Origin of the sequence: Sphingomonas sp. (genome assembly GCF_003248515.1) — a bacterium.
In the GTDB taxonomy this organism is placed as follows: domain Bacteria; phylum Pseudomonadota; class Alphaproteobacteria; order Sphingomonadales; family Sphingomonadaceae; genus Sphingomonas_I.
In genome coordinates, this window is record NZ_QFOB01000001.1 from 69,131 (window position 1) to 92,820 (window position 23,690).

The window sequence follows — 23,690 nt, forward strand, 5'->3', positions numbered from 1 at the left end:
GCCGCCGCCGGACGCATCCTCACAGGCGAGGCGCGTCGCGAAACGGCCGCCGGAACCCGCCCGGAACGGCGCTGCCGCGATCGTCACTGGCCGCCACCCTGCTGCTGGCGGCGCTGGCCTTCGCCTCGCCGCTCGCCGGATTGGCCCGCTCCGGCGCCTTCCTTCTTGCCGCCCGAAGAGCCGCCGCCGAACAGCCGCGAGAAGAAGCCGCCGCTCTTGCGGGTGAATTCCGGCCGCTTGTCGCCGGGCAGCAGCACCGGAGAGCCGTCATCCAGATTGTCGGCGCCCTCGGTAATCACCGTCTCGCCCGTCTTCACGCCGGAAAGCACGGCGATGCGCGTGCCGCTGGCGGGGCCGGTCTTCACCAGCGCCAGCTTGGCGGTCTTGTCAGGCTGGAGCGTGAACACGAAATCGCCGTTCGCGCCATGGCGTACGGCCGTCACCGGCACGGTCGCCACGCCGCGCAGCGTATCCGCCACGAGCACGACATTCACGAACTGGTTGGGAAAGAGCGTGCTGCCCGCATTGGTGAAGCGCGCCTTCGCCTTCACCGTGCCGGTGGTGGCATCGATCTGGTTGTCGAAGGTAAGGAAATTGCCCTCTGCCAGAACGGTCGTGCCGCCCTGGTCCTTCGCCGTCACCGGCAGGGCGCCGCCGCCCGCGCGCCGCGCGATCAGGCGCTGGAGATCCGCCTGCGGCAGGGCGAAGGCCACGTCGATCGGCGTGGTCTGGGTGATGACGGCGATGCCCGCCGTGTCGCCGGGGGTCACATAATTGCCGATGTCCGCCTGGCGCAGGCCGATCCGGCCCGAAACGGGCGCCGTGATCGAGGTATATTGCAGGTTGAGCTTCGCCGTGCCGATCGCCGCGCGATCCGCAGCGACGGTGCCCTCATATTGCTTGAGGCTGGCGGCCTGCGTGTCCACCTCCTGCCGCGCGATCGAATCCTGCGAAAGCAGCGTCTGGTAACGCTTGAGCGTCACCTGCGCGAGGTTGAGCTGGGCGAGATCGCGCTCTAGATTCGCCTGGGCCTGCGCCAGCGCGAGGCGATAGGGACGCGGATCGATCTGCGCGAGCAGCTGGCCCTGCCGCACGATCTGTCCCTCGGTGAAGTTGATCGTGAAGATGTTGCCCGAAAGCTGGGGGCGCACGGTGGCGGTCACGATGGGTGTGACGGTGCCGATCGCGGCGATCGTCTCCGGCATGTCCGCCGCCGTCACGGTCGCGGTGCCCACCGTCGCCGCCTGGCGCCGTCCGCCGCCGCCCGGGCCTCCGGGGCCACCCGGCCCACCAGGGCCGCCGGCACCCCCGCCAGCGCGGGCCGATGCGCCCGCTCCGCCGGAGCCGCCGCTGCGCGTGAACGCCCAGGCCAGACCCGCCACCACGAGGAGCACCACGATCACGATCCAGGCATTGCGTCGCGCATGCGGTGAGCGGGCTACCGGCTCGTCCCTGTTATCTTCCATCTGTCACCTTCGAACCCTGGGCCGCTCGTATGCAGCCCTGCCCCTTTGATCGCCTTATTCGTCGTAAGATTGCAGCACTGCAACGCGGAATTGCGCTCGAGAAAGAATAAGGTATCCGCGCTGGGCGCAGAAAATCCAACCTTCTTGAACGAACGCTGACTATTGTCCGGCAGGAATCGGCTAATTGCGTGGATCGCGCGTCGTCCAGACGCCGCGCCGGCATATGACGAAGCGGTAATAAAGGATCGATATCGCCACCTGCGCGCCCGTGGCGATCAGGCCCGGCCGCCCCTCCTCGACATCCCACCAGCTCGCCCAGACCACATAGATCAGCGCCGCCAGCGTCAGGACGGGTGCCAGCGGAAACAGCGGCATGCGATAGACGGCATGCGCTGTCGCGCCCGTCCTGCGCCCGACGAGCGCCGCCAGCGCGATGGCGGCATAGGTGAGGACGAGGCCGGCGCCGCTCAGCACCAGCAGCAGATCCAGCGGCAGCAGACAGCAGAGCAGACCCGCAGCGCCGATCACCAATGTCGCGATCCAGGGCGAGCCCAGACGAGGGTGAATCGCCTGCAGCCGGATATCGAGCCGGCCGCCCCACACGCCATCGCGCGCGGTGGAATAGAAGAATCGCGCGAACGCCAACACCGAAACGATCGCCGCATTGGCGATCGCGAGTGCCACGCCAGCCGCCACCCAATTCCCCATGGCCCTGCCGCCGCGCATCGCCACCAGCGCGCCGAACGGATCCTCGCCGGTGAGGAAGGTGCCGAGGTCCGGCGCGCCGATCAACGCGGCGGCGACCGGCACGATCTCCGTCACCAGCACCAGCACCAGCGCGAGCAGCACCACGCCGCCGATCCGGCGCGGGGCATCGCGCATGTCCTCGCCAAAATAGACGGCCATGCCATAGCCGTTGAGCGCGAAGATCGCGATCGTCGTGGCGGTGCCGATCGCGGCCGGAGTGGCGGGCACGAGGCCCGACGCACCCGGCATCTGCGGATGGAGGAGCAGGGCGAGGGGATCGTGCGCGGGAACGGCCAATCCCGCCCAGACCAGGGCCGCAAGCGCGATCAGCTCCACGATCAGGAAGAGGCCGGTGACGAGCGCGTTGGTGCGGATGTTGAGCAGCCCCACGCCGGTCGCCACTGCCACCAGCGCGAGCGCGACCGGCACCTGCGGCAGGCCGGGAAAAACGCGGGCGAGCACGTCGCTCACCCCCAGCGCCACCACCGGGGTGAAAATCAGATTGTTGACCACGTTCACGCCCAGCACGACGAAGCCCGTCGTCGGCCCGAGGGTGCGCGCCACCATCACATATTCGCCGCCCGCGATCGGCCAGGCGGAGGAAAGCTCCGCATAGACATAAGCGGTCGCGACGCAGACGAGCGCGGCGATCGCCAGCGCGATCAGCGTGCCCGATCCGGCCGCACGCAGCATGCCGGGCACGATCACGAAGACGGAGGATGCCGGCGTCGTCGCCGAAAGCGTGAGGAACAGGACGCCCGCCACGCCGAGCGAGCGGGGCAGGCCCGGCAGCCCGTGGGGCACGGGCGGCAGCTTGTGCGGTTCGATCTCCATCAGCGCGATCGCGCCGGGGGCACCCCCGGAGGGCCGCCGATTCGATCATTCCCCGCCATAGCCCCCCGGCCCCGTCCGATTCCGTCGTCCCGCTGCGCCTATTCCGCCGCTTCGGCCGGAAGTTCGGGCGTGGTCGCCAGCTTCGTCAGCGGGCGCACCGTCTGCTCCACCATCGGCAGCGGATCGATGCTCTTGCCGGCCGTGTCGATCTTCAGCGCCTCGAAGCGCTTGGCCTGCGTCAGCACCTGGCTTTCCAGCGATCCCACGAAATCATTGTAGGCGCCGGTCGCCTGATTCAGGTTCTTGCCCAGCCGCGTCACATGATCGCCCATCTTGGCGAGGCGGGCATAGAGATCCTTGCCGAGCTTGCCGATCTCCTCCGCCTGGCGCGCCAACCCCTCCTGCCGCCACATGCCGGCCATCACCTTGGCCAGCGCCAGCATGTTGATCGTCGAGGCGATGATCACGCCCGATCGGAACGCCTGCTCGATCAGGTCCGGCGCACGCTCGGCGGCGGCGGACAGGAAATGCTCGCCCGGCACGAACATGATGACGAAATCGGGCGAAAGATCGAATTGCCGCCAATATCCCTTGCGGCCGAGATCGGCGGCATAGGCCTTCATCGCATCGGCATGTTTCAGGAGGAGCGCGGCGCGAACCGCCTCATCCTCCTCGTCATAGGCCTGCTCGAAATGGACGAGCGGGCATTTGACGTCGACCACGATGGTGCGCCCGCCGGGCAGGTTGATCACGCAATCGGGGCGCAGCTGGCGCTCGCCATCGCTGATGCTCGTCTGCAGCGAGAAATCGACATTCTCGGTCATCCCCGCCGATTCGAGGATCGTGCGCAGCTGCTCCTCGCCCCAGCGGCCGCGATGCTTGGGGCTGGATCGCAGCACGTTCGTGAGCCGTGCCGTCTCGCGCCGCACCACTTCATTGCCCTGCGCAAGCTGGGCCACCGCCTCCTTCAGCCCGCCATAGGAATCGACGCGCGCCTTCTCGATCGCGCCCAATTTCTCGTCATATTGCTTCAGCGTCGTCTCGACCGGCTGGAGCAGCGCCTTCAACTGCGCCTCGCTTTTCTCGCCCGCCTGCGCGAAGCGCTGGTCCGCGCGCTCCAGAAACTGTTTCTGCGCGTCGCCCAGCGCCTTGCCGGCCAGTTCCTGAAAGCGCGCGTCGAGCTGCGCGCCCATGTCGCGCATCTGATCGATCTGCGCCGCATGCGCCCGCGCGCGCTCCGCCTCGCCCCGCTCGAACGCAGCCTTCTCGGCGGCAAGGCCATTTGCGCGCCCCTGCTCCTCACGGAGCGCCGCCTCCAGCGCATCGACCCGGCCCGCGATCGTCCGCGCCTCTACCAGATCCAGCCGCGCCGCATCACGCTCGGCACGGCACACATCCCGCTCGCGGGTCAGCCCTTCCACCATCAGCCGCAGGGGCGGCAGTTCGGCGGCACTCCGCTCGGCAGCCGCCAGCGGGCCTGCCCGCAGCAGCCAGCCGATCGCCGCCCCCAGCAGCAGCGCTCCCAGCGCGATCAGGACCACCGCGATCGACATCCACACCTCATCCGGAACATTATGCGAACTTGCCTCGGCGCCCGTTCAATTGCAAGCTGGCAGGAACGCAGGGCCGCCCCCGCTGTTGGGGGAAAGAATGGCCCGCGAGCAGGAGAGCGCCCATGTCCGTCCGCAAGATGATCGGTCTTCACCCCAAGGTTGCCGGCCACATCAACGAGCCTCTCGCGCTCGCCGCCAAGCACGCAATGTATTGCGCCCTCTTCTGCACCTCCTGCGCCGATGCCTGCTCGGCCGAAGGCATGGACATGTCGCAGTGCATCCGCACCTGCATGGATTGCGCGGACGTGTGCACGGCGGCGGCGAAGGTGGCGACGCGCATGACCGGGGATGACGATGCGATGGTGCGCGCCACGCTCACCGCCTGCATCGAGGCATGCATGATCTGCGCCGCCGAATGCGACAAGCATGCGCACGAACATTGCGCGCTGTGCGCCACGATGTGCCGCGAATGCGCCGATGATTGCCGCGAGGCGCTGGCCACCCTGCACTGAGGAAGGCCCTCGACCCCATCCACCCCGCCGTGAACCGCTCGGGCCTCCGTTCATCAGGAACGGGGGGATCGCGGACTATCCTGCTCCCGAATGCGCGGGAGCAGGCCGGCTTCTCGCTCGAAAGGTATGGATCGAACCCGTTTCGGGCTTCCGGCACCGGCATCGCTGCCCGGCGCACGCCTTGGATCAGGGATGCCGAAATAGGCCCGGCATGAAGCGAGCCCGGGGGCGGCTTATGCCGCGCGGCGCAGCTTGCGGGCCTTTTCCAGCTTCTTCAGCACCATGTCGCGCTTCAGCTTCGACAGGTGATCGATGAAGAGGACGCCCTCCAGATGGTCCATTTCGTGCTGGAGGCAGGTGGCAAGCATGCCTTCGATACGCTCGTCATGCTGCACGCCATCCTCGTCCAGCCAGCGCGCCTGGATCGCCACCGGGCGCTCCACATCGGCATATTGATCGGGCACAGAGAGGCAGCCCTCATTGTAGACGGACTTGTCCTCGGCCGGATCGCTGAGTTCGGGATTGATGAAGACGCGCGGTTCGCGAATGCGCTCGCCATCCTCGCCTTCCTGCTCCTGCAGGTCGATCACCAGCACGCGCTTTGGCACGCCGATCTGCACCGCCGCCAGGCCGATGCCCGGCGCGTCATACATCGTTTCGAACATGTCCGCGATCAGCGCCCGCAGATCGTCGTCCACCGTGTCCACGGGAACGGATTTCACGCGCAGCCGGGGATCCGGCGCCTCAAGGATCGGGCGAATGGCCATGCCGGCTATTTATGCGCGGGTGAAACCGCCTTCAACCCGCCACGATCGATCAGCATGATCGATCCTTCCGCATGGCCCCGGCAGAGCAGCGGGGCTGGGCATGGGAAATTGGGAAGACGGCGATGCTGGACAGGATATTCACGTGGATCTCGTCGAAGATCGCCTTCGCCACCGGCCAACCGCTCGCCTTCGTCGCGGCACTGAGCGTGATCCTGCTATGGGGGCTGACCGGCCCGATCTTCCATTATTCCGATACGTGGCAGCTCGTAGTGAACACCGCGACCACGATCGTCACCTTCCTCATGGTGTTCCTGATCCAGAATTCGCAGAATCGCGATGCCGCCGCGATGCAGGCCAAGCTGGACGAGCTGATTCGCGCGATCGACGATGCGCGCGGCCAGTTCATCGGCATCGAACACAAGACGGAACGCGAGATCGAGAAGATTCGCGCCGAGCTGGAACTGGAATGTCAGGACGATCAGGAGATCGCGTCGAACAAGCCGAACAGCAACGAATATCTCCGCCACCTTATCCGCCGCCGCTGATATCCCTGCCGGAATCCCGAATATTCATGCATTTCCGGGCGGGACTCCCGTGGCCCGGAAAACCGTGCTTTTCGACCTTTGTCTAATCACGCTTAGGCTGGAATTAACCGACTCACCCTAGAGAAGATCGTGCAGGCCGAACGTCCCCTCGGCCTCCATCCGAAGATCATTCCAGTATCGTTGCGTGCGCATAGCCGCTCGCCGCGGCCCCGTTTCGGCCGCGGCGAGCATCTTGCCCTTCGGCGGTTGCCTAGCCGGGGTCGTGATCCCTATCTCGGGGCCACGAACCGCGCTGCAAGAGGCCATTGATGACCGCCGTCCACTCCACCCGCATGCTGATCCTGGGATCAGGCCCCGCCGGGCTTTCCGCCGCCATCTATGGCGCGCGCGCCGGCCTTTCGCCGATCGTCGTCCAGGGGCTCCAGCCCGGCGGCCAGCTCACCATCACCACCGATGTCGAAAATTATCCCGGCTTCCGCGAAGTCATCCAGGGGCCTTGGCTGATGGAGGAGATGCAGGCCCAGGCCGAACATGTCGGCGCCACGATGATGTGGGATACGATCGTCGATGTCGATCTTTCCGAACGCCCCTTCACGCTGAAGGGCGATGGCGGCACCGTCTATAAATGCGACACGCTCGTCATCGCCACCGGCGCGCAGGCCAAGTGGCTGGGCGCACCTGGCGAGGCGGAGCTGGGCGGCAAGGGCGTCTCGGCCTGCGCCACCTGCGACGGCTTCTTCTATCGCGGCAAGAAGGTGGCCGTGATCGGCGGCGGCAACACCGCCGTGGAAGAGGCGCTGTACCTCACCAATCACAGCCATGACGTGACGCTCATCCACCGCCGCGATTCGCTGCGCGCCGAGAAGATCCTGCAGGAGCGGCTGTTCAAGCATCAATCGATCAACGTGCTGTGGAACAAGGAGGTCGCCCGCTTCGTGGAAGGCGATGGCGCGGCCGGTCTGGTCGCGATCGAACTGCGCGACACGCAGACGGGCGCACTCAGCCTGCTGGACGTGGACGGCGGCTTCGTCGCGATCGGCCATTCGCCGGCCACCGCCATCTTCCAGGGCACGGGCCTCGATCTCGACGAGGAGGGCTATATCAACGCCCGCCCCGGCACGAGCCTCACCAACATTCCCGGCGTGTTCGCGGCGGGCGACGTGATGGACAAGGTCTATCGCCAGGCGATCACCGCCGCCGGCACGGGCTGCATGGCCGCGCTGGATGCCGAACGCTTCCTCCAGGCAGCCGATTATCCCGTGCCGGAGGACGAGGCGGCCGGCCATCCCGTCGATCCGATGATCGAGCATGCGGGATAGGCACCCGCTTCACCACGCCCGCTGCCCGGCGTAGGATCGCCGGACTCGAGAGGGGAGAGGATGGCGATGGGGATGCGGGCTTTCGCGGCATGGTTCGTGCCGGCGGCCATGCTGGCGGCCGGCGCGGCGCAGGCGGGGCCGATCCAGCCCGGCCTGTGGGAAATCACCTCGCGCGTGGAGACGATCAGCATCCCCAATGCGCCACCCGCCGTCGCGCAGGCGATGCGCGGCCGGCCCACCAGCATCCGCAGCTGCGTCACGCCCGATCAGGCCCAACAGGGCCCGCGCGAGATGATGAAGGGGGACAAGAGCTGCACCGTCACGCGCTACAGGATGGTGGGCGGCGCGTTTGACAGCGAAATCACCTGCAAGCGCCCCACCGGCACGATGACGGCAAGCTCCTCCGGCCGCTACACGCCGACGAGCTTCACCGCGCGCAGCCAGACGAAGGCCACCGGCCAGATGGCGATGGCCATGACCGCCACGCTCAGCGGCAAGCGCGTGGGGCCCTGCAAATAGGGAGGGTTCCCTTCACCGTGCGGTGTCGCGCGCCATCGTCCCTCAATATGTCGCATCCACGAAATACAGGCCGTCCGGCGGCGCGTTCAGCCCCAGCGCGGCGCGATCGCGCGCCTCCAGCGCGGCGCTGAGATCCGCCGCGCTCCATTGCCCCTGCCCCACGAGGGCGAGGCAACCGACCATCGAGCGCACCTGATGGTGGAGGAAGGAGCGTGCCCCCGCTTCCACCAGCACATGATCGCCCTCGCGCCGCACGGAGAGCCGGTCGAGCGATTTGACCGGGCTTTCCGCCTGGCAGTGCGCCGAGCGGAAGGTGGTGAAATCGTGCCGGCCGACCAGGATCTGCGCGGCCGCGTGCATCGCCGCTGCGTCCAGCGGCCGCGCGATCCGCCAGGCCCGCCCCCTCTCCAGCGCGAGCGGCGCGCGCCGGTTCACGATCCGGTAGAGATAGGAACGGCCGAGGCAGGAGAAGCGCGCATGCCAGTCATCGGCCACCGCCTCACACGCCAGGATCGCCACCGGCTGCGGCTTCAGCTTCGCGTTCAGCGCCTCCATCAGCCGGAAGGGCGCGATGTCCTTCGCGACATCGACATGCGCCACCATGCCCAGCCCGTGCACGCCCGCATCGGTGCGCCCGGCGGCGTGGACGGCGGTTTCCTCGCCGGTCACCGCGTGAACAGCCACTTCGATCGCCTGCTGCACGCTCGGCCCGTGCGCCTGCCGCTGCCAGCCCATGTAAGGCCCGCCATCAAACTCCACGGCAAGGCGGAAACGCGTCACGCGCCCGCCAGCCGCGTGCCCGCGGGAACCGCGAAACCGCGCAGCAATTCCGCAACCGACATCGCCCCCCGCCCCGCGCGCTGAACCCTGCCGGGTGCGATCGCGCCTGTGCCGCACGCGATGGTCAGCGCGTCATCCAGCACCGTTCCCGGCTCGCCACGGCCGTCGGCCACCTCTGCCGCCAGCACGCGCACGCGCTCGCCCTGCGTCTCGAAGAAGGCGCCCGGCGCCGGATTGAAGGCGAGGATCTGCCGTACGACCTGCCCGGCCGGCGCCGAAAAATCGATCCGCGCCTCGGCCTTCTCGATCTTGGCCGCGTAGGTGACGCCCTCATCCGGCTGCGCGATCGCCGGAAAGGCATCGAAATCGGCCAGCACCTCCACCATCATTGCGGCACCCATCGCCGCCAGCTCGGCGGTCAGCTCGCCCGCCGTCTTGCCTGCCACCGGCGTCGAGCGGATCAGTCGCATCGGGCCGGTATCCAGCCCCTTTTCCATCTGCATGATCGTCACGCCCGTCTCGACATCGCCGGCGAGGATCGCGCGCTGCACCGGCGCCGCCCCCCGCCAGCGCGGCAACAGCGAGCCATGCACGTTGAGACAGCCGAGCCTGGGCGCATCCAGCACGGGCTGCGGCAGGATCAGGCCATAAGCCGCCACGATCGCCGCATCGAGGCCCAGCGCCACAAATTCCGCCTGCGCCTGCGGATCACGCAACGATACCGGGCAGCGCACCTCCAGCCCCAGCGCATCGGCCCTTTTGTGCACGGCCCCCGGCTGCGGCGCCTTGCCGCGCCCGGCCGGGCGCGGCGGCTGCGAATAGACGGCGGCGATATCATGCCCGGCCGCCACCAACGCATCGAGCGTCGGCACCGCGAAATCGGGCGTTCCCATGAAGGCGAGGCGCATGCCTGGCCGCTTAGAGCCTTGGGGGCCGTTTGAGAATGCGCGTTCGGCGTAAGGCTGTGCCGGCCCGCTCCCCCACCCGGCCTCCCAAACAGAATATCCTAGATGGGAGGCCGGGTGGGGGAGCGGGCCGGTGCCGCCTCCGAAATGCGCTCTTCCGCGCATTTCCAAACAAACTCCCCGCACCGTCTCACCGAACTTGTTTCGGCATCCGGCTCCGGATGTCGACGGCGGCACGGCAAGCCCCTATCTCTCCCCGCAATGGCCTCCCCCGAAATCGATGCGCTGACGCAAGCGCTCTCCCGTCTGCCGGGGCTCGGCCCGCGCTCGGCGCGGCGTGCCGTGCTGCATCTCCTCAAGAAGCGCGAAACCGCGCTCTCGCCGTTGCTGCGCGCGCTGGAGGCCGTGGACGAGAAGCTCGCCACCTGCTCCACCTGCGGCAATGTCGACACGACCGACCCCTGCGCCATCTGCGCCGATCCGCGCCGCGATGCGCGCATGCTCTGCGTGGTGGAAGAGGTGGCCGATCTCTGGGCGCTGGATCGCACGCGGCTTTTCCCCGGCCGCTTCCATGTTCTCGGCGGGCGCCTTTCCGCGCTCGAGGGGATCCGCCCGGAGGATCTCGGCATCGATCGCCTGATCGGGCGGATCGAGGCGGGCGGCATCGACGAGGTGGTGCTGGCGATGAACGCCACGCTGGAAGGCCAGACGACCGCCCATTATGTGGCCGAGCGGATCGAGCGCTTTCCGGTGCGCGTCACCCAGCTGGCACATGGCCTGCCCGTGGGCGGCGAGCTGGATTATCTGGACGAGGGCACGCTCGCGCAGGCACTGCGCGCCCGCCGCCCGGTCGGCTGAACCCGCCCTGCGGGCACCCCGCCAGACTCTTTCGGCGGTCCGCTTGACACTGCCCGACCCCCTCCACATATGCGCGCTGGCACTCACCGCAGGCGAGTGCCAACAGGTTTTGAAGCAACGGGCGGGGATCGGGGGGCTTGCAGCCTTTTACCCTGCCTTCATTGCAGGAAAGGGACAGACATGGGTTTCCGACCGCTGCACGATCGCGTGCTCGTCGAACGCGTTGAGGCCGAGGAAAAGACGGCCGGCGGCATCATCATCCCCGACACCGCCAAGGAAAAGCCCCAGGAGGGCAAGGTCGTCGCCGTCGGCACCGGCGCGAAGGCCGAGGACGGCAAGGTCACGCCGCTGGACGTCAAGGAAGGCGATCGCATCCTGTTCGGCAAGTGGTCCGGCACCGAGGTCAAGGTGGACGGCAAGGATCTGCTGATCATGAAGGAAAGCGACATCCTGGGGATCGTCGGCTGACCTGACGGCTCCGCCCCCGTCCGTTCCGAGCGAAGGCGAGGCAGGGACAGTGGGCGGGGCGCTTGAACACGTGCTTTGACTTCGCTCGGCACGAGCGGGTCTTTCAGGAAGAAGGAATTCAGAACATGGCAGCGAAGGACGTAAAGTTTTCGCGCGACGCCCGTGAGCGCATCCTGCGCGGCGTCGACATCCTCGCCGACGCGGTGAAGGTCACGCTCGGCCCCAAGGGCCGCAACGTCGTGATCGACAAGAGCTTCGGCGCGCCGCGCATCACCAAGGACGGCGTCACCGTCGCCAAGGAGATCGAGCTCAAGGACAAGTTCGAGAACATGGGCGCGCAGATGCTGCGCGAAGTGGCCTCGAAGACCAACGACAATGCCGGTGACGGCACCACCACCGCGACCGTTCTCGCCCAGGCGATCGTGCGCGAGGGCATGAAGTCGGTCGCCGCCGGCATGAACCCGATGGATCTGAAGCGCGGCATCGATCTCGCCGTCGCCAAGGTCGTCGAGGACGTGAAGTCGCGCTCCAAGCCCGTCTCGGGCAGCCAGGAAGTCGCCCAGGTCGGCATCATCTCCGCGAACGGCGACACCGTCGTCGGCGAGAAGATCGCCGAGGCGATGGAGAAGGTCGGCAAGGAAGGCGTCATCACCGTCGAGGAAGCCAAGGGCCTCGAATTCGAGCTCGACGTCGTCGAGGGCATGCAGTTCGACCGCGGCTACCTCTCGCCCTACTTCATCACCAACCCGGACAAGATGACGGTCGAGCTGACCGATCCGTACATCCTGATCCACGAGAAGAAGCTCTCGAACCTGCAGGCGATCCTTCCGATCCTGGAAGCCGTCGTCCAGTCGGGCCGTCCGCTCCTCATCATCGCCGAGGACATCGAGGGCGAGGCCCTGGCCACGCTCGTCGTGAACAAGCTGCGCGGCGGCCTGAAGGTCGCGGCCGTCAAGGCGCCGGGCTTCGGCGATCGCCGCAAGGCGATGCTGGAAGACATCGCGATCCTGACGAAGGGCGAGGTGATCTCCGAGGATCTCGGCATCAAGCTCGAGAGCGTCACGCTCGGCATGCTCGGCACCGCGAAGCGCGTTTCGATCGACAAGGACAACACCACCATCGTCGATGGCGCCGGTGAGGAAGCGTCGATCAAGGGCCGCGTCGAGGCGATCCGCAAGCAGATCGAGAACACCACCAGCGATTACGACCGTGAGAAGCTCCAGGAGCGTCTCGCCAAGCTCGCCGGCGGCGTTGCCGTGATCAAGGTCGGCGGTTCGTCCGAAGTCGAGGTCAAGGAGCGCAAGGATCGCGTCGACGATGCGCTGCACGCGACCCGCGCGGCTGTCGAAGAGGGCATCGTCCCCGGCGGCGGCACGGCCCTGCTCTACGCTTCGAAGGCGCTGGACGGCGTCGTCGGCGCGAATGACGATCAGACCCGCGGTATCGACATCATCCGCAAGTCGCTGACCGCTCTGGTTCGCCAGATCGCGCAGAATGCGGGCCATGATGGCGCGGTCGTTTCGGGCAAGCTGCTCGAGAGCAACGACACCACGCTCGGCTTCAACGCGCAGACCGACAAGTACGAGAATCTCGTCGCGGCCGGCGTGATCGATCCGACCAAGGTGGTCCGCACCGCGCTGCAGAATGCGGCTTCGGTCGCCGGCCTGCTCATCACCACCGAAGCGGCGGTTTCCGACGCTCCGGAGGACAAGGCCCCGGCCGGCGGCGGCATGCCCGGCGGCATGGGTGGAATGGGCGGCATGGGCGGCATGGACTTCTAAGCCGCTTGGGCGGCTGCGCCTGACCTGTTCAGGCGTAGATCCGCCCAGGGGCCGGCCGGCGGAGGCGGCATCGTCGCCTCCGTTCGACGATACGGGGCTTGCCCCCTTATCGGCCGATCCAGACCGAACACCGACAAGGGAGAGGCCGGGGGAGAAATCCTCCGGCCTTTTTCTGTGCCTCATCCCGGCCCTGTCCGTCATGCCGGGCCTGATCCCGCATCCTGCCCCTTCGAACAGCGAGGAACGGTTCGCCCCCCGGATCAGATCGACGCCGATTCCGCATCACAGCGAATCGCCCCGCTTCCGAACTGGCGGGAACGACAACCATCGGGCGGCGCGCCCGCCACCTTGGGCTCCAGCGCTCACCAGACCATGCCCCGGGGCGCTGACCAGCCATAAGCGTGGCGCATGCGCCATAATCTGCAGCTAATCGCGCCATCCGCATTGACCGGTTTCACGTTGCGGCGCAGCATGGGAATCATGGCTGACGCTGCCCCTCCCCCGCCCATCACGCAAAATCCCGATATCCGTTATCTCGGCCGCCTGCTGGGCGACGTGATCCGGGCCTATGGCGGCGATACGCTGTTCCGCCGGATCGAATATATCCGCTCCTCCTCGGTCGATCGCGCGCGCGGGCTGGCCGGCGAGGTGGACAGTGGCCTCGATGCGCTGGGCATCGACGATACGCTGGCCTTCACGCGCGGCTTCATGCTCTTCTCGATGCTCGCCAATCTCGCGGAGGACAGGCAGGGCGTCGCCTCCGATCCCGATGCGGATCTCGCGGCCGCGCTGGATCGGCTTTCCGGCCACGGCATCGGCGCGAACAAGGCGATCGACATGCTCGATCATGGCCTGATCGTGCCCGTCCTGACCGCGCACCCCACCGAGGTGCGCCGCAAATCGATGATCGATCACCGCAATCGCATCGCCGATCTGATGCGACTGCGCGACGGCGGACTGACCGAAACGCCGGACGGCGACGTGATCGAGGAAGCGATCGTCCGCCAGATCGCGCTTCTGTGGCAGACGCGGCCGCTGCGCCGCGAGCGGCTGTTCGTGGCGGACGAGATCGATACCGCGCTTTCCTATCTGCGCGATGTCTTCCTGCCCGTCCTCCCCGCCCTCTATGCCCGGTGGGAGCGCGTGCTGGGCGCCCGGCCGAAAAGCTTTCTCAAGCCCGGCAGCTGGATCGGCGGCGATCGCGACGGCAACCCTTACGTCACGGCGGAGACGCTGCGCCTCGCGCTGGGCCGCTCTTCCGAGGCGGTCCTCGCCCATTATTGCGAGCTGCTGCACGCGCTGGGCGGCGAGCTTTCCATTTCCAGCGAGCTCGCCCCCGTCACCGGCGAAGTCGCGGCGCTGGCCGAGCTTTCGCATGACGATGGCCCCGCCCGCGCCGACGAGCCCTATCGCCGCGCCGTCACCGGAATCTATGCGCGCGTCGCCGCCACCTATACGGCGATCAGCGGCAAGCAGCCCGCCCGCACGCCCGCCCACCCCGCCGAGCGCTACGAAAATCCGGCCGAGCTGCGCCGCGACCTCGTCGATCTCGCCCATGCCCTGGCCGCCAATGGCGGCGGCCTGCTCTCTTCCGGCGGCGCGCTGGGGCGGCTGATCCGCGCGGTGGAGACGTTCGGCTTCCACCTCGCCACGCTCGATCTGCGCCAGAATAGCGACGTCCACGAACGCGTCGTGGCGGAATTGCTCAAGGTGGCCGGCGTGGAGCCGGACTATATCTCGCTGGACGAGGCCGCCAAGGTTGCGCTGCTGCGCCGCGAACTGCGCACGCCGCGCCCGCTCACCGGGACGCATCTGTCCTATAGCGAGGAAACGGCGTGCGAACTCGCCATCGCCAAGGCCGCCGCCGAGGCGCATGCACGCTACGGCGCCGCCTCGATCACCACCTACATCATCTCGAAGACGGCCACCGTCTCCGATCTGCTGGAAGTGGATATCCTGCTGAAGGAGGTCGGCCTCTATCGCGCCGACGATCCCGCTTCCTCCACGATGATGGTCGTGCCGCTGTTCGAGACGATCGAGGATCTCGAAAACGGCCCGGCGATCATGAAGGCCTATTTCGATCTGCCCGAAGTCTCCTCCCGCGTCGTGGCGCGCGGCTATCAGGAGGTGATGGTCGGCTATTCGGACAGCAACAAGGATGGCGGCTATCTCACCTCCGTCTGGAGCCTGAACGAGGCAAGCCGCGCGCTGAAGCCCGTATTCGAGAAGGCCGGCGTCGCGATGCAGCTGTTCCACGGCCGGGGCGGCGCCGTGGGGCGCGGGGGCGGATCGGCCTTTGGCGCGATCCTCGCCCAGCCGGCGGGCACGGTAAAGGGCCGCATCCGCATCACCGAACAGGGCGAGGTGATCGCCGCCAAATATGGCACCAAGCCCGCCGCCGCGCTGAATCTGGAAGCGATGGCGGCTGCCACCCTGCTCACCAGCCTCGATCCGGGGGAGGTGAAGGGCGAGCAGCGTTTCCACGCGGCGATGCGCGAAATCTCGGGCGCCGCGTTCCGCGCCTATCGCGGCCTGGTCTATGAGACGGAGGGTTTCCGCACCTTCTTCCGCCAGTTCACGCCGATCAACGAGATTGCCGGCCTCAAGATCGGATCGCGCCCCGCGAGTCGCACGAAATCGGATCGGATCGAGGATCTGCGCGCGATTCCCTGGGTGTTCAGCTGGGCGCAGGCGCGCGTGATGCTGCCGGGCTGGTATGGCGTGGGCCACGCGCTGGATGGGTTCGAGGACAAGGCCCTCCTGAAGGACATGGCCGCGCGCTGGCCCTTCTTCCAGACAACGCTGGCCAACCTCGAAATGGTGCTCGCCAAATCCGACATGGCCATCGCCGAACGCTATCTCGCGCTCGTCGAGGACAAGGCCGCGGGCGAGGCGATTTTCGCCCGTATCCGAGAGGGTTGGGAACTCGCACGCGATGGCCTGCTCGGCCTGACGGGCGAAAGCCGCCTGCTGGAAAAGAGCCCCAAGCTCGAGGAATCGGTGCGGCTGCGCCTGCCCTATATCGAGCCGCTCAACCTGCTCCAGATCGAACTCATCAAGCGCCATCGTGCCGGTGAGGACGATCCGCGTATCGGCGAGGGCATCCAGCTTTCGATCAACGCCATCGCGACCGCCCTGCGCAACAGCGGTTGACGCCGCGCCACCCGCGCGTAAGGCCCCATTAACAGCCTCGGAGCCATAATGGCGTGCGAGGTTGCGATGAGTCATTCATGGGGGGCCATGGCTAGGGGGGAAAGCGCCGGGCGGCATGCGCGCCTGGCGTGTATCAGCGCATTCCTGTTTCTGCTCGCCGCCATGACGAGCGAGTTCGTCGCCTCGCAGGCTTCGGGCCTCACCTCCCTGTGGCCCGCGAACGGCATCCTGCTCGGCCTCCTCATCGCCCAGGGCCGCAGCAGCGACGATCGCATCTGGATCGTGCTCGGCGCGATCGCCGGCAATCTGGTGGCGTCCCTCGTCCGCGATCAGCCGGTCGCGCTGACGATGCTCTTTCCCGTTGCGAACATCGTGGAAGCGGCGGGCGCGGCGCTGCTCGTGCGCGCCTTTGGCGGCATTTCGGGCGCCTTCGAGCGGACGCGCGACGTGCTCGTCTTCGCGGCCGCCTGCCTCATCGCGCCGCTTTTCTCGGCGCTGATCGGCGCTACGGCGCTCCATCTGGCGACCTCGGCCGCCTTCGGCGAAGCCCTGATAAACTGGTATGGCGCGGCCGCGCTCAGCCTCGCCATCATCGCGCCCGCCGTGATCGTCATCAGCCGCTTTCGCGAGACGATGAACATCAGTGAGATTTCGGGCGGCCGCATAGCCGAAGCCATATTCGTGCTCGGTCTGGTCGCCCTCGTCTCCTTCCTGATCTTCTACAGCACGCGCCTGCCGCTGCTGTTCCTGATGCTGCCGGTCGTGCTGCTCGCCACTTTCCGCCTGCGCCAGTTCGGCGCGGCGGCGGCGATCATCATCGTCGCCTTCATTTCCGCGCGCGCCACGGCGGAGGGCCACGGGCCGATCGCCGTGCATGGCGGCCGCGATACGGCCGGGCACCTGCTGCTGCTGCAATTCTTCATCGCGGTGAACTTCCTCACCTCGCTGCCCGTCGCCGCCGCGCTCACCCAGAGTGATCGGCGCGGCGAGGAAGCGCATCTGCTCGCCGATCATTTCATGACCGTCGTCGAGAATATCGGCGAGGTGATCTTCCGCACCGATCGCAAGGGCCGCTGGACCTATCTCAATCCCGCCTGGGAAACGCTGACCGGCTATCCGGTCGCGCAAAGCCAGCACCGCTCCTGGCTCGACTGGATCGAGGAAAGCGAGCGCGCGGAATTCAGTGAATGGGCGCAGCCCGTGCTGGATGGCGATGTGCACAATACGCGCCGGCTGCTGCGCTTCCGCACGGCGAGCGGCGAGGTCCGCTGGATGGAGCTTTCGATCCAGGCGCTGCGCGATTCGACCGCCCATGTCGTCGGCACCACCGGAACGCTGCGCGACATCGACGATCGCAAGAAGCTGGAAGAGCATGTGATGTCGGCCAAGCGCCGTGCCGAGGAACAGGCGCGCGAGGCCACCCTGCTCGCCTCCACGGACGAGTTGACCGGCCTCGCCAACCGGCGTGCCTTCCTGCGCCATCTGGAGCGGCAGGTGGAAGCGGCGAACGAATTCGGCTGGGCGCTCGCCGTGGCCATCTTCGACGTCGATCATTTCAAGCTGGTCAATGATTCGCACGGCCATGGCATCGGGGATCGCGTGTTGCAACGCGTCGCCGATCGATCGATCAGCGTGGTGCGCAGCGGCGATCTGGTCGGCAGACTGGGCGGCGAGGAGTTCGCGATCCTGATGCCCGGCGCGAGCCCGGAGGATGCGACGGCGGTGGCCGAGCGGCTGCGCGGCATCATCGAGCGGCCGGGAGAGCCCGGAGGCGAGAAGCTTCCCGTCGTCACGGTCAGCGTCGGCATCGCCGCGCACCTGCCGGATCAGGATGCGGGCGCATTGCTCGCCGGCGCCGACCGCGCGCTCTATGCGGCCAAGAGCAGCGGCCGCAATCGCGTGAAGCTCGCCGCCTGATCGCCCTGGGCGGCGTCCGGTCCGGCGCTTTTCTCGTCCCCTCGATGTTGCGTGCACTGCAGCATTAACCCATCCTTGAGGAGATGGGTGTTAACCATATGCCCGAGTCCGAACAGCGATCCGGGGGGATCAAGATGATTGAGGTTGCCGCGCTCTTTTATGGCGTGCTCGCGAGTTTCATCATGGCCAGCGTCTCACGCAACAGGCGGGAGGAGCGGATCAATCCGCCGATCGTCACCCTGTTCGGCTGGGTGCTGCTGTCCTTCTCGGCGGTGATGGGCACGCTGCTTCTGGGCTATGCTGCATTCCTGCTGCTGACGGGCATCACCACCTGAGGAAGGGGCGCCCGCGCGCCCTGAATGTCCTTACGCATCCAAAACGGTTCGACCGCGTTGAAGCGGGATGATCCTGAATCCGCCGCGCCAGGCGGCGCTTATCGTCAACGGCAAGTCCCGCAAGGGGCGGGAAGCCTTCAGGGATGCGTGCAGGCTGCTGAAGGCCGCCGGCATCGAACTCGTCTCGGCCAAGGCAGTGCGCGATCCCTCGAAGCTCGATGGCGAGGTTCGGGGCGCCGTCCGCTCGGGCGTGCCGATGGTGATCGTCGGCGGCGGGGACGGCTCCATTTCCGGATCGGTCGATCATCTCGTCGCGGAAAAGACGGTCTTCGCGCTCCTGCCGCTCGGCACCGCCAACAGTTTCGCGCGCACGCTGGGCATTCCGCTGGATGTGGAGGACGCCGTCCGCGTGATCGTCGACGGACAGGTTCGCCGCATCGATCTCGGCATGATCGACGATGATTATTTCGCCAATTGCGCCGCGATCGGCATCTCGCCCCTGATCGCGGAATCGGTGCCGCACGGCCTGAAGAAATGGCTCGGCCGGCCGGGCTATCTCGCCTGGGCGGCGCTGCAGATGCTTCGTTTCAGGCCCTTTTCGCTCACGGTGAGCGGGAATGGCGGCAGCGAGACGCTGCGCGCGCTGGAGGTGCGCATCGCCAACGGCGCCTATCATGGCGGCACCGAACTCGTCGAAACCGATGTCGAAAATGGCGAGATCGTCGTGCAGGCCGTGATCGGCACGGCGCGGACGAAATTGCTATGGAGCTGGGGCCTCAGCCTGATCGGGCCGAAGACGGCGCGCGGCACGCTGCGCGAATTTCGGGGCAAGAGTTTCCGGATCGAAACCGATCCCCCGCTTCCCATTTCGATCGATGGCGAGGTGCTCGCGCGCACACCCGTCAAAGCCGCCGTTTCCGCCCGGGCGATCCAGATGGTAGTGCCCGCCTGATGGGTGATGTCGTCAATCTCCGCGCCGCTCGAAAGGCCAGGATGCGCACGGCGGCCAGGACGCAGGCGGATGCCAATCGCGCTCTCCACGGCCGCACCGCCGCCGAAAGGAAGCGTGATCGCGACGACGCCACCCGCCTCGCCCGGATCGTGGACGGCGCGAAGCTGGACGAAGACGAGAACCGGGGCGAGAGCGACTGAAGCCGCCTTGACCCCGCCCCGTCATCCCGGCGAAGGCCGACATGACGAACCGGATGAAAGGCGACATGTCTTGGCGATCACCATGTACGGCATCCCCAATTGCGACACGATCAAGAAGGCCCGTACGTGGCTCGACGATCATGGCGTCGCCTTCGCCTTCCATGATTACAAGAAGATCGGGATCGATCGTGCGACGCTGGCGGGCTGGGTGAGCGAGCATGGCTGGGAAAAAGTGCTGAACCGCGCCGGCACCACCTTTCGCAAGCTGCCCGAGGCCGAGCGCGAGGGGCTGGATGCGGAAAAGGCGATCGCTCTGATGCTGGAGCAGCCCTCGATGATAAAGCGCCCGATCCTCGATCTCGGCGATCGCCGCATCGTGGGCTTCAAGCCGGATGTCTACGCCGCCGCCCTGCCGGGCTGATCCCTGGAAGGTCGTGCCCCTGCCCGCACGGGAGCACGAATCCGCGCCGCCTAGTCCCGCACCACCGCGCCTCCCTTCATCACGAAGCGGACCTTCGTGAGCGCCGCGATATCCCGGGTCGGATCGCCTTCCATCGCCACCAGATCGGCGAGCAATCCCGCCTTCACCGCGCCCACCTTGTCATCGATGCGAAACGCCTTCGCATTGCCCGATGTCTGCGCGATCATCGCTTCGGCCGGCGCCATGCCGGCCGCCACCATCTGTTCGGCCTCGCGCGCGTTCGTGCCATGCGCGAACACACCGACATCGCCGCCCACGCACAGCCGCACATGCGCCTTCATCGCCTCCGCCAGTTCGCGCCGCTTGGTCTGCACGGCAGCGGGCGCGGGCTCGGCGCCGTTCCAGCCGCGATAATGCTGGATCGCATCGGTGGCGGCCAGCGTGGGGCACAGCACCGTGCCTTTCACCGCCATCAGCCGCATCAGTTCCGGCGTCGCCCCGTCGCCATGCTCGATCGTGTCGAAACCGGCGAGGATCGCGCGCCGGATGCCTTCTTCGGTCGAGGCATGGGCGGCGGTCGTCCGCCCGGCATCGTGCGCGGCGGCGACGGCGGCGGAGAGTTCGGCCTGCGAAAAGGTCGGCCGGCGCGGCTCGCCGGGGCCCCAGGCATAATCGGCGTAGAGCTTCACCACGTCCGCCCCGGCCGCGATCTGGCCGCGCACGGCGCGCACCACGCCGTCCACGCCGCTCGCCTCCTCCGCGCCCTGCGGCACGGGCACGCCCGGCTCGAATCCCTTGGGCCCGTAGGCGCCGGTCGCCACGATCGCGCGCGTTGCCGCCAGGATGCGCGGGCCGGGGACGATGCCCCGGTCGATCGCCAGCCTGAGGCCGACATCGGCATAGCCAGCGCCCTCCGTGCCCAGATCGCGCACCGTGGTGTAGCCCGCCCGCAGCGTCGTCTCCGCCTGCGCCACGGCGCGCGCGGTGCGCAGCGCCAGCGGCTCGTGCAGCACCTGATCGTCCCACGGCGTCTCGTCATAGGGATGGAGGAACAGGTGGCTGTGCCCCTCGATCAGGCCGGGTGCCAGCGTCATCCCCGGCAGGTCGATCGTCCGCGTTCCCGCCGGCACGGCCAGCGCGGGGCCGACCGCAGCGATATGATCGCCCTCCACCAGAAGCTGCCAGCCTTCATGCGGGCCCGGCGTGACGCCATCGAAGATGCGGGCGGGCTTCAGCAGGATGGCCGGGCCGGCCGCCGGGAGCGGAGACGCCATCAGGAGCGCGAGGCAGCATCCCGCCCGTTTCCGCCACTTTCCCAATCTTTCCCTCCTTGCCGCGCCGCACCATCGCCGGTAGCCATCCGTACCCGAGCATAAAGGGGACGAAGCACATGGCCAGAGGCGGGTGGGCCAAAGGCGGGTGGCTACGGCTGCCCCTTGCGCTCGCTTTGTGCACATCGGCCGTCCATGCCGCACCCGCATTCGCGAAACCGCGAATGGTCTATTGGGGCCAGACCGGCATGGCACCGGATCAGGCGCGCGCGATCGGCGACAAGGTGGAGAAAGCGGCCTGGACCGCACGGGCCGCCCGCGTCACCATCACCCGAGACGAATGGGGCGTCGCCCACGTTCATGGAAAGACGGATGCAGATGCCGTCTTCGGCATGATCTATGTGCAGGCCGAGGATGATTTCCCCCGTATCGAGGCCAATTATCTGACGGCGCTGGGCCGCACGGCGGAGGCCGAGGGCGAAAAGGCGATCTGGGCCGATCTGCGCCAGCGCCTCTATGTCGATCCCGATCAGCTCCAGCGCGATTATGACGCCAGCCCGCAATGGCTGCGCGATCTGATGGATGCCTGGGCGGACGGCCTCAATCACTATCTGGCCACCCACCCCGATGTGCGCCCGCGCGTCCTCACCCGTTTCGAGCCATGGATGGCGCTCTCCTTCACCGAGGGCAGCATCGGCGGCGACATTGAGCGGATCGATCTGAAGGCGCTGGAGGCGCTCTACACCGGAAAGCCTGAAATCCTCCTCGCCGCCGACCGCCACCTGATCGAGCCCACCGGCTCCAACGGCATCGCTATCGCGCCGAAAAATACGAAGGACGGCCACGCCCTTCTCCTCATCAATCCGCACACCAGCTTCTTCTTCCGCTCCGAACTGCAGATGACGAGCGATGCGGGCCTGAATGCCTATGGCGCGGCCACCTGGGGCCAGTTCTTCCTCTATCAGGGCTTCAACGATCATGCCGGCTGGATGCACACCTCCAGCACGGTCGACGCGGTGGACGAATATGCCGAGACGATCGAGACGCGAAATGGCGTGAAGGGGATCCGCTACGGCACGGAATGGCGCCCGCTCACCAGCCGGCAGATCACCCTTGCCTACAAGGGCGCGGACGGCAGGCAGGCCCGGCGCGTCTTCGGCGTCCTCTATTCCTCGCACGGGCCGCTCGTGCGCATGGAAATGGGCAAGCCCATCGCCTTCCGCATGATGTGGAAACCGGTGCCCGCGCTCCAGCAAAGCTATCTGCGCACCAAGACGAGGGATTATGCGGGCTTCCTGAAGGTCGCCGGCCTGCAGGCGAACAGCTCGAACGACACGCTCTTCGCCGATGACAAGGGCGAGATCGCCTATCTCCACCCCCAGTTCGTGCCGGTGCGCGACGATCGCTTCGATTATCGCCGCCCCGTGGATGGCAGCGATCCCGCCACCGACTGGAAGGGCCTCACCCCGCTCTCCAAACTCCCCCGGGCGGTGAATCCGCCGAGCGGCTGGGCGATGAACACGAATAACGAGCCGTGGGGCGCAGCCGGGCCGGGGAGCATCCGCAAGGCCGATTTCCCGCGCTACATGGATATGGTCGGCGAAAATCCGCGCGGCGAACATGCGACGAAGCTGTTGACCGGGCGCCACGATTTCGATGCCCCCGGCCTGATCGCCGCCGCGTATGACAGCTGGCTGCCCACCTTCGCCACCAACGTGCCCCTGCTCACCGCCGCCTGGGATCGCCTGGCCCCGGGTGATACCGCCAAGGCCAGGCTGGCCGATCCCGTCGCCCTGCTGCGCGACTGGGACGATCGCTGGGGCGCCGCGTCCGAAGCCACCACACTCGCCGTCTATTGGGGCACGCAGATGTGCACCGCAATCCTCGACGGGCCCTGTTCGGCGGGCAAATCGCCCTGGGCGCGCATGGACGCGCTGGACGATCCCGCGCGCCTCGCGGCGCTTGATCGCGCCGTTGCGGAGTTGACCGGCCTGTTCGGCGGCTGGCGCGTGAAATGGGGCGACATCAATCGCTTCCAGCGCAATGACGGCGCGATCGTGCAGACGTTCGACGATGCGAAGCCCTCCTCGCCCGTGCCCTTCGCCTCCGCGCTCTGGGGCTCGCTCGCCTCGTTCGGGGCAAAGCCCTATCCCGGCACGAAGAAATGGTATGGCACCAGCGGCAACAGCTTCGTGGCGGTGGTCGAGTTCGGGCCGCGGCTGCGCGCCTGGGCGGTCTCGGCGGGCGGCGAAAGCGGCGATCCGGCCTCGCCCCATTTCACCGATCAGGTATCACGTTATGCCGGGGGCGCGCTCCGCCCCGTCCATTTCTACCCTGCGGACATCGCCGCCCACGCGGCCCGCACCTATCACCCCGGAGAGTAACGC

Annotated in this window: 21 protein-coding genes; 14 read left to right on the top strand and 7 right to left on the bottom strand. The window is 67.4% G+C overall.

Annotated features, from left to right (window positions below; genetic code table 11):
• Positions 1-83: 83 nt before the first annotated feature.
• From DI605_RS00335 to rmuC, 3 genes are all read right to left on the bottom strand, one after another.
• Positions 84-1,466: an efflux RND transporter periplasmic adaptor subunit gene (locus DI605_RS00335; RefSeq protein WP_293967645.1), complete on the bottom strand. Its 1,383-nt coding sequence runs from the start codon at positions 1,464-1,466 to the stop codon at positions 84-86.
• A 180-nt stretch (positions 1,467-1,646) separates the two neighbouring features.
• On the bottom strand, positions 1,647-3,047 hold the full coding sequence (locus tag DI605_RS00340; RefSeq protein ID WP_293967648.1) for an APC family permease: 1,401 nt from the start codon (positions 3,045-3,047) through the stop codon (positions 1,647-1,649).
• A gap of 98 nt (positions 3,048-3,145) precedes the next feature.
• Positions 3,146-4,600 (bottom strand): DNA recombination protein RmuC, encoded by a 1,455-nt coding sequence (gene rmuC, locus DI605_RS00345; protein WP_293967651.1) that lies wholly within the window; start codon positions 4,598-4,600, stop codon positions 3,146-3,148.
• A gap of 122 nt (positions 4,601-4,722) precedes the next feature.
• Between rmuC and DI605_RS00350 the strand changes: the two genes are divergently transcribed.
• A complete protein-coding gene (locus DI605_RS00350; protein ID WP_293967653.1) occupies positions 4,723-5,112 on the top strand; it encodes a four-helix bundle copper-binding protein in 390 nt (129 codons plus the stop codon).
• Between the two features lie 233 nt (positions 5,113-5,345).
• On the opposite strand, the gene def is transcribed toward DI605_RS00350, so the two are convergent.
• Complete coding sequence (gene def, locus DI605_RS00355; RefSeq protein ID WP_293967656.1) at positions 5,346-5,879, bottom strand: peptide deformylase; 534 nt, start codon at positions 5,877-5,879, stop codon at positions 5,346-5,348.
• Positions 5,880-6,004: 125 nt separating this feature from the next.
• On the opposite strand from def, the gene DI605_RS00360 reads away from it, so the two are divergent.
• From DI605_RS00360 to DI605_RS00370, 3 genes are all read left to right on the top strand, one after another.
• Positions 6,005-6,424: a low affinity iron permease family protein gene (locus DI605_RS00360; protein ID WP_293968836.1), complete on the top strand. Its 420-nt coding sequence runs from the start codon at positions 6,005-6,007 to the stop codon at positions 6,422-6,424.
• Between the two features lie 308 nt (positions 6,425-6,732).
• Positions 6,733-7,743: a thioredoxin-disulfide reductase gene (trxB, locus tag DI605_RS00365; protein ID WP_293967658.1), complete on the top strand. Its 1,011-nt coding sequence runs from the start codon at positions 6,733-6,735 to the stop codon at positions 7,741-7,743.
• 60 nt (positions 7,744-7,803) lie between these two features.
• Positions 7,804-8,262 carry a DUF3617 domain-containing protein gene (locus tag DI605_RS00370; RefSeq protein ID WP_293967661.1) on the top strand — a complete coding sequence of 153 codons (459 nt, stop codon included), beginning with the start codon at positions 7,804-7,806 and terminating at the stop codon, positions 8,260-8,262.
• Between the two features lie 42 nt (positions 8,263-8,304).
• Here the strand turns inward: DI605_RS00370 and truA are convergent, their stop codons facing one another.
• Both truA and fmt read right to left on the bottom strand, forming a co-directional pair.
• Positions 8,305-9,042, bottom strand: a complete 738-nt coding sequence (gene truA, locus DI605_RS00375; protein ID WP_293967664.1) for a tRNA pseudouridine(38-40) synthase TruA — start codon at positions 9,040-9,042, stop codon at positions 8,305-8,307.
• Positions 9,039-9,950 carry a methionyl-tRNA formyltransferase gene (gene fmt, locus DI605_RS00380; RefSeq protein ID WP_293967667.1) on the bottom strand — a complete coding sequence of 304 codons (912 nt, stop codon included), beginning with the start codon at positions 9,948-9,950 and terminating at the stop codon, positions 9,039-9,041. Before fmt ends, truA begins: the two co-directional genes overlap by 4 nt.
• Before the next feature lie 258 nt (positions 9,951-10,208).
• On the opposite strand from fmt, the gene recR reads away from it, so the two are divergent.
• From recR to DI605_RS00425, 9 genes are all read left to right on the top strand, one after another.
• Positions 10,209-10,805, top strand: coding sequence for a recombination mediator RecR (recR, locus tag DI605_RS00385; RefSeq protein ID WP_293967670.1), 597 nt, complete (start codon positions 10,209-10,211; stop codon positions 10,803-10,805).
• 180 nt (positions 10,806-10,985) lie between these two features.
• Entirely contained in the window at positions 10,986-11,273 is a 288-nt protein-coding gene (gene groES, locus DI605_RS00390) for a co-chaperone GroES (RefSeq protein WP_293967706.1), read from the top strand.
• Between the two features lie 125 nt (positions 11,274-11,398).
• Positions 11,399-13,054: a chaperonin GroEL gene (gene groL / locus DI605_RS00395; RefSeq protein ID WP_293967709.1), complete on the top strand. Its 1,656-nt coding sequence runs from the start codon at positions 11,399-11,401 to the stop codon at positions 13,052-13,054.
• A 480-nt stretch (positions 13,055-13,534) separates the two neighbouring features.
• The gene (gene ppc, locus DI605_RS00400) at positions 13,535-16,207 is read left to right on the top strand and encodes a phosphoenolpyruvate carboxylase (protein WP_293967712.1); all 2,673 of its coding nucleotides are present in this window, start codon (positions 13,535-13,537) and stop codon (positions 16,205-16,207) included.
• Between the two features lie 87 nt (positions 16,208-16,294).
• Positions 16,295-18,124 (top strand): diguanylate cyclase, encoded by a 1,830-nt coding sequence (locus DI605_RS00405; protein WP_293967715.1) that lies wholly within the window; start codon positions 16,295-16,297, stop codon positions 18,122-18,124.
• A gap of 134 nt (positions 18,125-18,258) precedes the next feature.
• Positions 18,259-18,459, top strand: coding sequence for a hypothetical protein (locus DI605_RS00410; protein ID WP_293967718.1), 201 nt, complete (start codon positions 18,259-18,261; stop codon positions 18,457-18,459).
• A 67-nt stretch (positions 18,460-18,526) separates the two neighbouring features.
• Positions 18,527-19,411 carry a diacylglycerol kinase family protein gene (locus DI605_RS00415; protein WP_293967721.1) on the top strand — a complete coding sequence of 295 codons (885 nt, stop codon included), beginning with the start codon at positions 18,527-18,529 and terminating at the stop codon, positions 19,409-19,411.
• Entirely contained in the window at positions 19,411-19,611 is a 201-nt protein-coding gene (locus DI605_RS00420; protein ID WP_293967724.1) for a DUF4169 family protein, read from the top strand. Before DI605_RS00415 ends, DI605_RS00420 begins: the two co-directional genes overlap by 1 nt.
• Positions 19,612-19,681: 70 nt before the next feature.
• A complete protein-coding gene (locus DI605_RS00425) occupies positions 19,682-20,032 on the top strand; it encodes an ArsC family reductase (RefSeq protein WP_293967726.1) in 351 nt (116 codons plus the stop codon).
• A 50-nt stretch (positions 20,033-20,082) separates the two neighbouring features.
• Here DI605_RS00425 and DI605_RS00430 read toward each other — a convergent pair whose 3' ends face one another.
• Positions 20,083-21,306, bottom strand: coding sequence for an amidohydrolase family protein (locus DI605_RS00430; protein ID WP_293967729.1), 1,224 nt, complete (start codon positions 21,304-21,306; stop codon positions 20,083-20,085).
• Positions 21,307-21,551: 245 nt separating this feature from the next.
• Between DI605_RS00430 and DI605_RS00435 the strand changes: the two genes are divergently transcribed.
• On the top strand, positions 21,552-23,687 hold the full coding sequence (locus DI605_RS00435) for a penicillin acylase family protein (protein ID WP_293968838.1): 2,136 nt from the start codon (positions 21,552-21,554) through the stop codon (positions 23,685-23,687).
• The last annotated feature ends 3 nt before the right edge of the window (positions 23,688-23,690 follow it).

Excerpts from the sequence above, each read along its gene's own strand:
- DI605_RS00405 (WP_293967715.1), top strand. The coding sequence starts at position 16,295 with ATGGCTAGGGGGGAAAGCGCCGGGCGGCATGCGCGCCTGGCGTGTATC.
- groES (WP_293967706.1), top strand. The coding sequence starts at position 10,986 with ATGGGTTTCCGACCGCTGCACGATCGCGTGCTCGTCGAACGCGTTGAG.
- DI605_RS00420 (WP_293967724.1), top strand. The coding sequence starts at position 19,411 with ATGGGTGATGTCGTCAATCTCCGCGCCGCTCGAAAGGCCAGGATGCGC.
- DI605_RS00340 (WP_293967648.1), bottom strand. The coding sequence starts at position 3,047 with ATGGAGATCGAACCGCACAAGCTGCCGCCCGTGCCCCACGGGCTGCCG.
- groL (WP_293967709.1), top strand. The coding sequence starts at position 11,399 with ATGGCAGCGAAGGACGTAAAGTTTTCGCGCGACGCCCGTGAGCGCATC.
- DI605_RS00350 (WP_293967653.1), top strand. The coding sequence starts at position 4,723 with ATGTCCGTCCGCAAGATGATCGGTCTTCACCCCAAGGTTGCCGGCCAC.
- def (WP_293967656.1), bottom strand. The coding sequence starts at position 5,879 with ATGGCCATTCGCCCGATCCTTGAGGCGCCGGATCCCCGGCTGCGCGTG.
- DI605_RS00430 (WP_293967729.1), bottom strand. The coding sequence starts at position 21,306 with ATGGCGTCTCCGCTCCCGGCGGCCGGCCCGGCCATCCTGCTGAAGCCC.
- ppc (WP_293967712.1), top strand. The coding sequence starts at position 13,535 with ATGGCTGACGCTGCCCCTCCCCCGCCCATCACGCAAAATCCCGATATC.
- DI605_RS00335 (WP_293967645.1), bottom strand. The coding sequence starts at position 1,466 with ATGGAAGATAACAGGGACGAGCCGGTAGCCCGCTCACCGCATGCGCGA.
- fmt (WP_293967667.1), bottom strand. The coding sequence starts at position 9,950 with ATGCGCCTCGCCTTCATGGGAACGCCCGATTTCGCGGTGCCGACGCTC.
- DI605_RS00370 (WP_293967661.1), top strand. The coding sequence starts at position 7,804 with ATGGCGATGGGGATGCGGGCTTTCGCGGCATGGTTCGTGCCGGCGGCC.
- trxB (WP_293967658.1), top strand. The coding sequence starts at position 6,733 with ATGACCGCCGTCCACTCCACCCGCATGCTGATCCTGGGATCAGGCCCC.
- DI605_RS00435 (WP_293968838.1), top strand. The coding sequence starts at position 21,552 with ATGGCACCGGATCAGGCGCGCGCGATCGGCGACAAGGTGGAGAAAGCG.
- rmuC (WP_293967651.1), bottom strand. The coding sequence starts at position 4,600 with ATGTCGATCGCGGTGGTCCTGATCGCGCTGGGAGCGCTGCTGCTGGGG.
- DI605_RS00410 (WP_293967718.1), top strand. The coding sequence starts at position 18,259 with ATGATTGAGGTTGCCGCGCTCTTTTATGGCGTGCTCGCGAGTTTCATC.
- DI605_RS00415 (WP_293967721.1), top strand. The coding sequence starts at position 18,527 with ATGATCCTGAATCCGCCGCGCCAGGCGGCGCTTATCGTCAACGGCAAG.
- recR (WP_293967670.1), top strand. The coding sequence starts at position 10,209 with ATGGCCTCCCCCGAAATCGATGCGCTGACGCAAGCGCTCTCCCGTCTG.